12 protein-coding genes are annotated in these 12822 nt (G+C 39.2%); 3 read left to right on the plus strand and 9 right to left on the minus strand.

Annotated elements, in window-relative coordinates; translation table 11 throughout:
* Positions 1-2 precede the first annotated feature (2 nt).
* From H8R91_RS11060 to H8R91_RS11085, 6 genes are all read right to left on the minus strand, one after another.
* Complete coding sequence (locus H8R91_RS11060; protein ID WP_022234603.1) at positions 3-674, minus strand: response regulator transcription factor; 672 nt, start codon at positions 672-674, stop codon at positions 3-5.
* A 100-nt stretch (positions 675-774) separates the two neighbouring features.
* The gene (gene phoU / locus H8R91_RS11065; RefSeq protein ID WP_186936273.1) at positions 775-1416 is read right to left on the minus strand and encodes a phosphate signaling complex protein PhoU; all 642 of its coding nucleotides are present in this window, start codon (positions 1414-1416) and stop codon (positions 775-777) included.
* Entirely contained in the window at positions 1416-2168 is a 753-nt protein-coding gene (pstB, locus tag H8R91_RS11070; protein WP_022234601.1) for a phosphate ABC transporter ATP-binding protein PstB, read from the minus strand. Before pstB ends, phoU begins: the two co-directional genes overlap by 1 nt.
* A 17-nt stretch (positions 2169-2185) precedes the next feature.
* Entirely contained in the window at positions 2186-3076 is an 891-nt protein-coding gene (gene pstA, locus H8R91_RS11075; RefSeq protein WP_186936275.1) for a phosphate ABC transporter permease PstA, read from the minus strand.
* Entirely contained in the window at positions 3069-3938 is an 870-nt protein-coding gene (gene pstC / locus H8R91_RS11080) for a phosphate ABC transporter permease subunit PstC (RefSeq protein WP_186936276.1), read from the minus strand. Before pstC ends, pstA begins: the two co-directional genes overlap by 8 nt.
* Positions 3935-4861, minus strand: a complete 927-nt coding sequence (locus tag H8R91_RS11085) for a substrate-binding domain-containing protein (protein ID WP_186936278.1) — start codon at positions 4859-4861, stop codon at positions 3935-3937. The genes pstC and H8R91_RS11085 overlap by 4 nt, the downstream gene beginning before the upstream one ends.
* Positions 4862-5074: 213 nt before the next feature.
* On the opposite strand from H8R91_RS11085, the gene H8R91_RS11090 reads away from it, so the two are divergent.
* Together H8R91_RS11090 and H8R91_RS11095 are read left to right on the plus strand one after the other, a co-directional pair.
* On the plus strand, positions 5075-6454 hold the full coding sequence (locus H8R91_RS11090) for a TrpB-like pyridoxal phosphate-dependent enzyme (RefSeq protein ID WP_022234597.1): 1380 nt from the start codon (positions 5075-5077) through the stop codon (positions 6452-6454).
* A gap of 178 nt (positions 6455-6632) precedes the next feature.
* Entirely contained in the window at positions 6633-7910 is a 1278-nt protein-coding gene (locus H8R91_RS11095) for a CobW family GTP-binding protein (protein WP_186936280.1), read from the plus strand.
* A gap of 161 nt (positions 7911-8071) precedes the next feature.
* Here H8R91_RS11095 and H8R91_RS11100 read toward each other — a convergent pair whose 3' ends face one another.
* The 3 genes from H8R91_RS11100 to H8R91_RS11110 all read right to left on the minus strand — a co-directional run bounded on the left by H8R91_RS11100 (position 8072) and on the right by H8R91_RS11110 (position 11560).
* The gene (locus tag H8R91_RS11100) at positions 8072-8308 is read right to left on the minus strand and encodes a DUF896 domain-containing protein (protein ID WP_186936282.1); all 237 of its coding nucleotides are present in this window, start codon (positions 8306-8308) and stop codon (positions 8072-8074) included.
* A 96-nt stretch (positions 8309-8404) separates the two neighbouring features.
* Positions 8405-9976 carry a peptidoglycan-binding protein gene (locus H8R91_RS11105; RefSeq protein ID WP_186936283.1) on the minus strand — a complete coding sequence of 524 codons (1572 nt, stop codon included), beginning with the start codon at positions 9974-9976 and terminating at the stop codon, positions 8405-8407.
* A 318-nt stretch (positions 9977-10294) separates the two neighbouring features.
* A complete protein-coding gene (locus H8R91_RS11110) occupies positions 10295-11560 on the minus strand; it encodes a cation:proton antiporter (protein ID WP_186936286.1) in 1266 nt (421 codons plus the stop codon).
* Positions 11561-12053: 493 nt separating this feature from the next.
* Between H8R91_RS11110 and H8R91_RS11115 the strand changes: the two genes are divergently transcribed.
* Entirely contained in the window at positions 12054-12776 is a 723-nt protein-coding gene (locus H8R91_RS11115) for a leucine-rich repeat domain-containing protein (protein WP_186936287.1), read from the plus strand.
* Positions 12777-12822 lie beyond the last annotated feature (46 nt).

Raw genomic sequence — 12822 nt, forward strand, 5'->3', positions numbered from 1 at the left:
TATCATTCTCCTGCCTTGTATCCTACATTACGCACGGTTTTAATAAGATTGCCGCATTCTCCGAGTTTTTGTCTTAGAGTTGTAATGTGCATATCAACCGTACGGCTCTCTCCCTCGAAATCGTAACCCCAAACATTAATGATAATGTTCTCTCTTGTGAGTGCCATACCTTTATTGTTAAGCAAATATTTGAGCAATTCGTACTCCTTATATGTAAGGCTGCACTGTTCTCCGTTTGAAGTTACAATATGCTTTGAATCGTCAAGAACAATTCCGCCAAGTTCCACGGTTTCGGGCTTTTCTTCTACCGTACAGCGTCTTAAAATTGCCCTTACTCTTGAAATAAGTTCAAGTACGGAGAACGGCTTTGTAAGGTAATCGTCGGCACCCATATCAAGTCCTTTTACCTTATCCATCTCACTTGACTTTGCGGTAACAAGAATAACCGGAATATTTTTTGTAGACTTGTCTTTTCTTAATTTTTCAAGTACAGACAATCCGTCAAAATCGGGAAGCATTACATCAAGAATAACAAGCTGCGGCTTTATTTCCGCACACGCTTTAAAAAAGCTCTTGCTTTCTCCAAAGCTTTTAACCTCATAACCGCTGTTTTTCAGTGCGTAAGTTTCAAGCTCCCTGATGTCTGTATCGTCTTCTACAATATAAATTAACATATAATTCTAACTCCCCGATATAGATTTAAGGCAGACATACTTCCGCCTTAAACCTAATTATATCACAATAGTCTTGATTTGCAACAAAAATCATCAAAGGTTATACTGTCTTTCCTGTAATTGAAAACACAACCCATTCACCGATGTTCTCTGCGTGGTCGCCGATTTTTTCAAAATACTTTGCAATAAGCAAAACATCTATAGCCTGCTGATCAAGTTCTTTGTTTGCGTTTATAATATCGATAACCTCTTGTTTTACCTTATTGAAAAGGTCATCAATTGCGTCATCCATAGTAGCTACGGTCTTTGCAAGTTTCAAGTCTTTTTTAACAAAAGCGTCAATAGCAGTTGTTACCATATTTGAAGAACGCTCTGCCATTTCAGAAAGATGAGTCATTGAATAAATGTTTTCGCAGTCTTTCAAATAAGTTGACATTTCCGCAATGTCAATAGCCTGATCGCCGATTCTTTCAAGGTCGGTAATCATCTTAAGAGCCGCAGATACCGTTCTTAAGTCACCTGCAACAGGCGACTGTAAAAGAAGGAGATTTAAGCAATAGTTTTGTATTTCTCTCTCCATCTTATTGATTTTTTCTTCAATCATTCTTGATGTTTCAAGTTTATCGTATTCGCCGTTTGTAATAATGGTTATCGTATTTTTTATTGCACCTTCAACCAAAGCGCCCATTTCAATGAGTTTATCGTTAAGTGCTTTTAATTCCAAATCAAAATACTCTCTCATTAGCCGAACCTTCCTGTAATGTATTCCTCTGTACGCTTATCCTTTGGAGTAGAAAACAAGGTAGCCGTATCAGTGCATTCAATCATTTCGCCAAGCAGGAAGAATGCCGTATTATCAGCAATTCTCATTGCCTGCTGCATATTATGTGTAACCATAATAATGGTATATTTATCTTTAAGCTTCATACAAAGTTCCTCGATTTTACCTGTGGAAATAGGGTCAAGTGCAGATGTTGCCTCGTCCATAAGTAAAACTTCAGGCTTTACCGCAAGCGCTCTTGCAATGCAAAGACGCTGCTGCTGACCGCCCGAAAGGCCGAGTGCGCTCTTTTTAAGTCTGTCCTTAAGTTCATCCCAGATAGCGGCATCTTTCAAAGACTGCTCTACGATTTCGTCAAGCTCTCTTCTGCTTCTTATACCGTGTGTTCTCGGACCGAAAGCTATGTTATCATACACGCTCATAGGAAACGGATTTGCTTTTTGAAAAACCATACCCACTCTTTTTCTGAGAACATTTACATCCATATTTTTGCCGTAAATATCCTCGTTATCAAGACGGATATCACCTGTAATTTTACAACCCTCAACCAAATCATTCATTCTGTTAAGTGATTTCAGGAGCGTTGATTTACCGCAGCCCGACGGGCCGATAAAAGCTGTAATACGGTTTGCCTCCATATTAAAGTTTACAGACTTTAATGCGTGAAATTTGCCGTAATACAGGTTCATATCCTTAATTGTAAACTTATCCATTTATTTTCCTTCCACTCTTACTTATTTTTACTTGTAAGCTTTTTGGCGATAAATGCCGAAAGCGTATTTATTAAAAGTACAAGCACAAGCAATACAACCGCTGTTGCCCAAGCCTGATCTGTATGCAATCCCTCATTTGCAAGTACATACATATGAATAGCAAGCGTTCTGCCCGAAGACATAAGACCTTTTGCAAGACCCGACGCCGAACCCGATGTATATAAAAGAGCCGCAGTTTCTCCGACTATTCTGCCGACTGCAAGAATTATACCTGCAAGAATACCCGGAATTGCACTCGGAAGAATTATTCTTATAATTGTTCTCAGCTTGCCTGCGCCAAGTCCGTAACTGCCCTCTCGGTACGAGTCGGGAACAGAAAGCAAAGCTTCCTCTGTAGTTCTCATAATTGTCGGTAATACCATAATTGCAAGTGTAAAAGAACCTGCAAGCAATGAAAGTCGCCACTGCAAAGTAGTTACAAAGAATAACATACCGAACAAACCGTAAACAATCGACGGAATACCCGAAAGAGTTTCTGCCATAGTTCTGATAAGTTTTACAAACTTGTTGCCCCTTTTTGCATATTCCGCAAGGTAAATCGCAGCACCTACGCCAAACGGTACGGCAATTACCAAGGTAAGCAAAGTTACCACAACAGTATTGATAATTGCAGGCATACAGGATACATTATCACTGTTATATTCCCATGCAAACAGCTCCGGTGTAATATGCGGAACACCCATTACAAGAATATATACAATTAAAAATACCAGAGCAAGCACTGATATTGCCGCTGCAAGTACAACCAATATAAACAAAACAAGTGAGAGCGGCTTTCTTTTATATTCTCTTAATCTTTGGGCAAATCCTGTTTTATTGATTGCCTTTATTTCATTGTTATCAGCCATTCTTTTCACTCCTGCTCTTAATTGCCTGCATTGAAAGTGTAATAATTAATATGAACACAAACAAAACTACACCTGTTGCTATAAGTGCCTGTCTGTGAAGTCCTGTTGAGTAACCCATCTCAAGTACAATATTTGCTGTAAGTGTTCTTACACCGTCCGTAAGTGATGTAGGAATCTGTACCTGGTTGCCTGCAATCAGGATAACCGCCATAGTTTCGCCGATAGCTCTGCCTATGCCAAGCACAACACCTGCGAGAATACCCGACTTTGCGGCAGGAAGCATTGTTTTGAACACACTTCTCTCTCTTGTTGCGCCGAGTGCCAATGCACCCTCGTAGTAATTTTCGGGCACCGCACGGATTGCCGACTCCGAAACGCCTATAATTGTAGGCAAAATCATAATTCCGAGCACTATTGACGCCGCAAGCAAACTTGAACCGTCGACGTCAAAGTTATCTCTGATAAACGGTACAATTACCATAAGTCCGAAAAAGCCGTAAACGATTGACGGAATACCTGCGAGTAATTCTGTTGCGGGTTTTATAACCTTATATAACGGTTTCGGACAAAAACGAGCAAGGAAAACCGCTGTTAAAATTCCGATCGGCACACCGATTACTACCGCACCGGCTGTAACATATATACTGCCGATAATCATTGTAAATATTCCGTAGCTTGCAGGAACATTTGTCGGTGCCCATTCTGTGCCGCCTATAAAATTAAAAAGTCCGATTTCTGCCATTGCCGGAACACCGTTGTAGAAAAGGAAAATACAAATAAGCACAACCGCCGCTATGCTGGCAAGGGCTGTCAGGAAGAAAACTCCCTGCATAGCCCTTTCTTTAATATTGCTTAATCTCATTTAGTTATATCGCTCCAAACCTTAGCTTCACCTGTGTAGATAGCTTTTACCTGATCCATTGTGAGATTTTCTGTAGTATTGTTTGTATTTACGATTACCGCAATACCGTCTTTTGCAATTGTTGTTGATGTAAGAGCTGTTTCTGTATCCTTAAGTTCTCTTGATGCCATACCGATGTCACAAGTACCCTCAAGTGCAGACTGCATACCTGCCGAAGAGTCTGATGTCTGGAGTTCGATTTCTGCCTTTGTATTAATCTGCTTGTAAGCCTCAATAAGTTTTTCCATTACAGGAGATACCGAAGAAGAACCTGCAACTGTAATTTTGCCCTCCGGCTTTGTTCCTGCATATGCTGCATTTTCAGATACAGATACATAACCTTCTTTAGAAATTACTGCCTGACCGTCTGAACTTAAGATATAATCTACAAAGTCCTTAGCAACACCGCTTAAGTCACCCTTATATGCAATGTTAAACGGACGGCTGATTTTATATTCGCCTGACTTTACATTCTCTGCTGTTGCGTCAACATCTTCAACCTTAAGAGCCTTAACGCTGTCGTTGAGTGAACCGAGTGAAATGTAACCGATTGCTGCGTCATTGCCCTTTACATTAGTAATAACAGCCTCAGTACCGTTTACTGTAACTGCATCTGTTCTTGTCGTATCTTTCTTTGTGTCGCCGTCTTTAACAAGAACACCTGTAAGCTCTACGAAAGCATCACGAGTACCGGAACCCTGCTCTCTTGTAATTACAGAAAGTGATTTGCTTGTATCAAAAGCACTTGTGTTTGATGAACCGGCATTGCTTGAGTTGTCGCCTGATGCTGTTGATGAAGAATTGCCGCCGCAGCCTGCAAATGCACTTGCCATAATTACGCCTGCTGCTAATACCGATAATAATTTTGTACTTGTTTTTTTCATAAATATAATCTCCTCAAATAATTATCGTACTTCTTTTGAGTACGGTCTTAGTTTAGTTAATTTTTGTAAAGCTATTTACCTCCTATTTGTAAAATACCCGTAAAAAATTATTTTAATTATGTTATGAAATAATATTTTCTATAAAAAGTGATGACAAGAGGCAAATAATATGTTATAATATTATAAATATTGATATTTAGGAGGCTGAAGCCAATGGAAAATACAAAGATTCCATATAAAATTTATCTTGACGAAAGTGAAATACCTACTCAATGGTATAATGTTCGTGCAGATATGAAAAACAAGCCTGCTCCTCTTCTTAACCCTGCTACATTAAAACCAATGACAGCAGAGGAGCTTTATCCTGTTTTCTGTAAAGAACTCGTAGCACAGGAGCTTAACGATACAGACGCATACATAGATATTCCGCAGGAAATTCAGGATTTCTATAAAATGTACCGTCCGTCCCCGCTTATCAGAGCATATTTCCTTGAAAAAGCTCTCGGTACTCCTGCTAAGATTTACTATAAGTTTGAGGGTAACAATACAAGCGGCAGTCATAAATTAAACTCTGCCATCGCACAGGCTTATTATGCTAAAAAGCAGGGTCTTAAAGGCGTTACAACAGAAACAGGCGCAGGCCAGTGGGGTACCGCCCTTTCAATGGCTTGTTCTTACTTCGGTCTTGATTGTAAGGTATATATGGTAAAAGTATCTTACGAACAAAAGCCGTTCAGAAGAGAAGTTATGAGAACTTACGGTGCAAGTGTTACTCCTTCCCCGTCTACAGATACTGCAGTCGGCAGAAAAATTCTTAAGGAGCACCCGGGCACAACAGGCAGTCTTGGCTGTGCAATTTCCGAGGCTGTAGAAGTTGCAACTTCTACAGAAGGATATCGTTATGTACTCGGCAGTGTGCTCAATCAGGTACTTCTTCACCAGTCGGTTATCGGTCTTGAGGCTAAAAAAGCTCTTGATAAATACAATGTTAAGCCTGACATCATTATCGGTTGTGCCGGCGGCGGTTCTAACCTTGGCGGTCTTATATCTCCGTTCGTAGGCGAAAAATTAAGAGGTGAGGCTGATTACAGAATTATTGCCGTTGAACCTGCATCTTGCCCAAGCTTGACAAGAGGTAAGTTTGCATATGACTTCTGCGATACCGGCAAGGTTTGCCCGCTCTCTAAGATGTACACACTCGGCAGCGGATTTATTCCGTCCGCTAACCATGCCGGCGGACTTCGTTACCACGGTATGAGCAGTACACTTTCACAGCTTTACCACGACGGTCTTATGGAGGCTACTTCTGTTGAGCAGACATCTGTATTTGCTGCCGCAGAACAATTTGCAAGAGTTGAGGGTATTCTCCCTGCTCCGGAAAGCAGCCATGCAATCAGAGTTGCAATTGATGAGGCTCTCAAATGTAAAGAAACAGGCGAAGAAAAAACTATTCTCTTTGGTCTTACAGGTACAGGCTACTTCGATATGCTTGCATATGAGAAGTTTAACGACGGTCTTATGAGCGACTATATTCCGACAGACGAGGAACTCCAGAAAGGCTTTGACGGTCTTCCGAATGTTCCGGAAAACTGATATAATTATATTATGGAGAGAGGTTTTCCTCTCTCCTTTTTATTATAGTAATTTTTATTAATAATTGTAAAAATATCAACTTAATTAGTCATAACTAACTCGTAACTACTTGACAAAATAATTCTGTTGTGCTATTATTCCATTCGTAGAAAATTATTCTTGAAAGGAAATGACATATATGGCAAAACCAAAGCTTCCAATTCCTGTAACACTTCTTACAGGTTATCTTGGTTCCGGTAAAACTACACTTATCAACCATGTCCTCGGCAATCAGGAGGGCTACAAATGTGCCGTTATCGTAAATGATATAGGCGAAGTTAATATTGACGCTGAACTTATTCAGAAAGCAGGCGTTGTTACTCAAAAAGATGACAACCTTGTTCCGCTTTCAAACGGCTGTATTTGCTGTACACTTAAAGTTGACCTTATCAATCAGATTGCAGAACTTGTAAAGTCAGGTAAATTTGATTATATTCTCATTGAGGCAAGCGGTATCTGCGAGCCGCTCCCTATTGCACAGTCTATTGCTGTACTTGAGGGTGACGAAGAGGAAGGCACTCCTGCTATCTGCCGTCTTGACAACATTGTAACTGTTGTTGACGCACTCAGAATGGCTACAGAGTTTGGCTGCGGCGACAATCTTCTTAAAGACGATGTTGACGAAGAAGACATTGAAAGCCTTGTTATTCAGCAGATTGAGTTCTGTTCTACTATCATTCTCAACAAAGTTGATATGGTAAATGAGGAGCAGCTCGGCAGAGTTAAAGCTATGATCAGAACTCTTCAGCCAAAGGCTAAAATTATTGAGGCTAACTACGGTAAGGTAAGCGTTGGCGACATTCTCAATACAAATCTTTATGACTTTGAAGAAACTGCAGGTTCAGCAGGCTGGGCACAGGCTTACGATAAGGACGAAGACGAGAAAAACGAGCATCACGATCATGATGAGGATGAACACGAACATCATCACCACGACGAGGACGAGCATGAGCATCACCATCATCATGATGACGAAGATCACTCTCACTGCGACCACGAGCACGGTCACTGTTGCCACCATCACCACCACGGTGACGATGACGAAGAGTACGGCATCTGTACTTTTGTGTACCACAGCCGCCGTCCGTTCAATCAGGAAAAATTACAGGAATTTGTAAACAATTGGCCAAAGGGCGTTGTTCGTGCAAAGGGTATTCTTTGGTTCTCCGATAAAGACAAGAGAGATTACCTCTATGTATTTGAGCAGGCAGGCGTACAGATTACCGCTACAGAAAACGGCAAATGGCTTGCTGCATTCCCTAAGAGCGAGCAGAAGAAATACTTTAAAGAGTATCCTGATATTGAAGAGCATTGGGATGAAAAATACGGCGACCGTGAAACAAAACTTGTATTTATCGGTCAGCATATGGATAAGCAGAATATTATTGAAAGACTTGACAATTGTCTTGACGATTAATAAAAATAATTACAGGGTTGATTCAGAAAATAGAATCAACCCTGTTTTTTATCAAAAATTGTAATTAATTTATGATTTAGCACACAGTTAAAATTGTTTTGAAAAAGTATTCCGCATTTAGAATAGAACCTAAATTTTTAATTATTGATATAAAATATAAATTATTCTGATTTATTATCTTCTTTTGTTTTCTTTTTGGCGGCGGATTTAAACGGAACAACCGAACCGTCCTCCTGTTTAATACTTACATTATCGAGAGTATTATCAAACTGATCTCTGATTTCGGCAAGATACACGGCATAAAGCTGTTTCTGTTCTGCCTGTTCTTCGGCATTAAGTCCGAGTGTTTTCTTTTTCTTTGCAAGTTCATTTATTCTTTTAATTAAATCTTTATCCATAATAATCACTTCCTATGTTAATAATACCACACTGTAAAGTATTTTGCAATACAAAAGCCGTATCATATGGACAACCATAAGATACGGCTTAATTTTTTACCAGTAACGAGCCTCGGTTTTTACTCTTGTATATGCTTTTTTGCTTCTCGCTCTTGTACGGCGGCCTTTTTTTGAAGCCTTAATATTTTTAATAATATATACACCGCCAAAAATCGAAAGTAAAGCAAGAACTACCACAAACCAAAGACCAACATTAAGATTGCGCTTTACAACTGCCGAAATAATAGCAGGTGTATTGGCTGATGTGTTTGAAAGTGCAGCCTTTGTAACCTTATTTGCAGCCTGCGCTACAACTGCGGCTGAATGTGTATAATCCTGATTTTGTGTATTCTGCAAAACAAATTGTGATGAACCTACCTGCGGCATTGCATACGGACCTGTGTAGCTTACTGTAGAAGCAAGTGCGGAACCGTTGCTTGAAAGTGCTGTTGCCGAGAACATTGCCTGATATGTATCCTGATCCACAATACCTGTAGCTTCAAGATTATTTGCAAGCTGGAATGCCTCAACAGCTTGTACTGTAGTTTCTCCGAAGTAGCCGGTAGCTATTTCATTAAAGAAACCGAGAATAGCAAGTCTGTTCTGAATTGTGAGAATTGAGTTACTCTGATCGCCCAACTGATATGTAGGTGTCTGTTCAGCAAGTTTTGCCTGAACATCGGCATAGGTAGGACAATCTTCCGAGTAAAGAATATCTCTGTCTGTACCTGAAATACCGTCAACATCTACTCCTGCTGCCTGCTGGAACTGAATGTAAGCTGCTTCTGTTGCATCGTCAAACTTACCGTTTACTTCGCCATCATAGTAGCCAAGCTCCTTAAGTCTTTCCTGAATCTTCGTTACTTCGTCACCCTCATCGCCGTTTCTGTAAAGAACAGGCTCTGTAGGTGTTTCTTCTTTTACCTCTTCAGTCGAACTGCTGTTGTCGCTGTCAGTTGAAGAATCGTCAACCGTGTTGTTTGAAGAGTTGTTATCTGAACTTGAAGAAGAATTGTCGGAAGAATTTGAAGAAGACGGATCTGACGGAGTATTGCTTGATCTGCCCTTTGAATCAAAGTAATATGTAGTGCCGTCAATTGTTCTTGATGTATCTACAATGTATTCGCCGTTTTCATAGTAATAATAATCACCGTTGAACTCTTCCCAACCGTTTTCTATGTAGTCAATAGCGCCTACCTTGTACCACTGTGTCCACCCCATATAATCTACGGTGTCATAGCATACATCTTCGTCATCGTTTCTTGCGTCAACTGCCATACCGTCGCCGATATATACACCGACATGACCATCCATATGAAGACCGAGTCCGTGTATTCGTGGAATACCGTTGCTGACATATCCACTTGCGCTTGATGCATACAGCTGTGAATCTCCGCCTCTTGCGTTGCCTCCGCAATAGGAATAAATAAGACCGGAACAATCTACGGTACCGGGAGTAGCTCCGCCGTAAACATAGCTCCAACCGCTGTAATATGCATTGAGCGCCCACTCTGCAAGACCTGCACCTGTGCCTGATGCATGAGCTGTAGTACTGCCTGCGACTGCGCACGCACCCGAAAGCATTGTTACACTCAACAGCACAGAAGCAATTTTCTTACTTCGCTGCATTGTATTACCTCCAAATTGTGTCAGGTGTAATAATTACATCAAAATTACACTTATTAACAAATTTGTAATAATTATAGCAGATATTCAAGAAAAAATCAACCCCTTGTTTAGCATTCCTCTCCTTTTTTGTTAAAAAGCACAATAAAAACGCTATTATAATTCAATATCAGAATTTTAATTCACATTTAGATTACAAATCAAGTAAATTTTTGTAACATTTTGAAATAATTGTAAATATGTAAATATAATTATTTATTAAACACGAGGCAACAAATAAGCCGCACTCTGACGAGTACGGCTGAATTTGTAATAATTAAATTATTTTTCATCATGTTCGAAATCATTGTCAGAAATATTGTAAGTAGCACCTACACCTTCCTGAGCAAGTTTCCTTTCGTTTTCAATCACACTGTCTTTTTTGTCAGGCCACTTTGCATAGAGAACCTTCAAAAGGATAGGAGTAAGAATTGAAGAAACAATAATGAGAATGATTACAGCTGTAAAGAACTTAGCGTCCATAAGACCTGCGTCAAGTCCCTTTTGCGCAACAATAAGAGCAACCTCACCGCGGTTCATCATACCTACACCGATTTTAAGCGAATCCGTCATATTGAACTTACAAATTTTTGCCATACCGCCGCAGCCGATAATTTTGGTTACAAGAGCTACAGCAACAAGAGCGATTGAGAACCATAATATCTGCATATTAAAGTTATCAAAACTTGTCTGTAAACCGATGCTTGCAAAGAAAATAGGTCCGAAGATCATATATGAACTGATGTCCATTTTTCTTTCAATATAACCAGCATCATTGATGTTACAAAGAATAATACCTGCTACATAAGCACCTGTAATATCGGCAATACCAAAGAATTCTTCCGAACAATAAGCTGCCGCAAAACAAAGAACAAGTCCGAAAATCGGAATTCTTCTTGAATGAGGCCAGTGCTTGCTGATCCATTTAAAGAGGAAGTAAAGTGCAAAACCAAGTACAATTGCAAGTACAAAGAAAAGAATTGTCTTGATGCAAACATCAACAGGTGAAACATCAGGGCTCTTGAAGCCGATAACTACGGTAAGAAGAATGATACCTATAATATCGTCAAGTATAGCAGCGGAAAGTATCGTTGTGCCGACCTTTCCTTTCAGATGTCCCATTTCCTTAAGAGCCTGTACGGTAATACTAACCGATGTTGCCGCAAGAACAGTACCCATAAATATGCCTTCGTAAAGCCGTGTATCCGGAGTACCGAATCCAAAACCCATATAAACAAGCATACCGCCTACAAGAGGAACAGCAACACCTGACAAAGCAATCAACAATGCAACAGGTCCTGTTTTTACAAGTTCCTTAAGGTCTGTTCCCAAACCTGCCGAGAACATAAGTAAAATTACGCCGATTTCTGCCATACCTGAAATAAAATCGTCCTTAACTACAAGGTTAAGCAGTGAAGGTCCGATAATAAGGCCGGCAATGATTTCGCCAACAACCTGCGGTGCTTTGAGCTTACGGGCAAGAAGTCCGCAAAGCTTAGCAGCAACAAGGATAATGGCAAGATTTCTTAGAATAAGCATTAAATCCATAGTGCGCCCCTTCTCCCTATACATATTAATATAGGAAATATTAAAAATTTTCCACCATATATTTTAGCACTTTTGCTTTAAATTTCAAGACAGTATTGTTAATATTATAACAGTAGCAACAGTTTTGTCATTATTTACATTTTTTAGTATTTATCTATAATATTTATGTATTTTTTATCTATATATAATTGATTTTAAAATTTTAGAAAATTAGTTGTTTTTTTATGGTATTTTAAATTACCATTTTAAAGACATTCAAGTATTTAAGCCTTTATTCTTAATTAGTAATTAGAAATAATTTCTTATTATTTTGTCGAATATGTAAGAATACAGCATACCTCAATACTAATTTATTATGTAATGCGATAAAAGTAACAAAAAGCGAAAAAAAAACGAAAAAAACATTGACAAATATTTAACAAAGATGTTAAAATGGTATTACTGAAAATTAGAAAATCAGTACCAGTATAAGTTTGAAAGGATCCTTCAAATTATGAAAAAAATATTATGCGCACTTATTGCAGGTGCAATGTGTGCAACAATGGTTTTCAGCCTTGCAGGCTGTGGCTGTTCGAATAAAAACGAACCCGGCTATACCATTGAAGCTACAAAGCCTGACCTTACAGACAACGGCTTTGGTTATTACATTGTAAACAGCAATGAGCTTATGGTAACAGAGTACACAGGTAACGAAAAAAATATTGTTATTCCGGATACCTATAACAACTATAAAGTAACATCAATAGGTCCTAACGCTTTCAGCGAAAAGGACATTGAGAGTATAACAATTCCCGATACGGTAACTGAGATTGAGGGTCATGCTTTCCAGTCATGTGCAAATCTTAAGTCGGTTACACTTTCCAAAAATCTTAAAACATTAGGCAATAATGTATTTTTCCTCTGTACTTCACTTGAAGAAGTTACAGTTCCGGGTTCGGTAACAGACCTTGGTCTTTTCACTTTCCAGGGTTCGGGAGTTAAAAAAGTAACTATCGAATCAGGCAGTCTTGAAGAAATCAGAGAATATGTTTTTTATCAGTGCCCTGCCATTACGGAAATCGACATTCCTGCCAATGTAACTAAAATGTCTGAATACAGCGTTTGTGATAACGCAAACACTGTTACAATAAATGCTCCAAAGGGTTCTTACGCAGAAAACTATGTAAAAACCAACGGAAAAACCAACAAGCTTGAATTTAAAGCTGTTGAAGAATAAGTCATCCATTTTCAGCTTTTTGCTGAATAAAATACAAAATGCTAGA

The sequence above is a fragment of the Ruminococcus intestinalis genome (assembly GCF_014288065.1).
GTDB lineage: Bacteria > Bacillota > Clostridia > Oscillospirales > Acutalibacteraceae > Ruminococcoides > Ruminococcoides intestinale_A.

Coding starts and splice junctions, on each gene's coding strand:
- H8R91_RS11060 (WP_022234603.1), bottom strand. CDS start 674: ATGTTAATTTATATTGTAGAAGACGATACAGACATCAGGGAGCTTGAA.
- phoU (WP_186936273.1), bottom strand. CDS start 1,416: ATGAGAGAGTATTTTGATTTGGAATTAAAAGCACTTAACGATAAACTC.
- pstB (WP_022234601.1), bottom strand. CDS start 2,168: ATGGATAAGTTTACAATTAAGGATATGAACCTGTATTACGGCAAATTT.
- pstA (WP_186936275.1), bottom strand. CDS start 3,076: ATGGCTGATAACAATGAAATAAAGGCAATCAATAAAACAGGATTTGCC.
- pstC (WP_186936276.1), bottom strand. CDS start 3,938: ATGAGATTAAGCAATATTAAAGAAAGGGCTATGCAGGGAGTTTTCTTC.
- H8R91_RS11085 (WP_186936278.1), bottom strand. CDS start 4,861: ATGAAAAAAACAAGTACAAAATTATTATCGGTATTAGCAGCAGGCGTA.
- H8R91_RS11090 (WP_022234597.1), top strand. CDS start 5,075: ATGGAAAATACAAAGATTCCATATAAAATTTATCTTGACGAAAGTGAA.
- H8R91_RS11095 (WP_186936280.1), top strand. CDS start 6,633: ATGGCAAAACCAAAGCTTCCAATTCCTGTAACACTTCTTACAGGTTAT.
- H8R91_RS11100 (WP_186936282.1), bottom strand. CDS start 8,308: ATGGATAAAGATTTAATTAAAAGAATAAATGAACTTGCAAAGAAAAAG.
- H8R91_RS11105 (WP_186936283.1), bottom strand. CDS start 9,976: ATGCAGCGAAGTAAGAAAATTGCTTCTGTGCTGTTGAGTGTAACAATG.
- H8R91_RS11110 (WP_186936286.1), bottom strand. CDS start 11,560: ATGGATTTAATGCTTATTCTAAGAAATCTTGCCATTATCCTTGTTGCT.
- H8R91_RS11115 (WP_186936287.1), top strand. CDS start 12,054: ATGAAAAAAATATTATGCGCACTTATTGCAGGTGCAATGTGTGCAACA.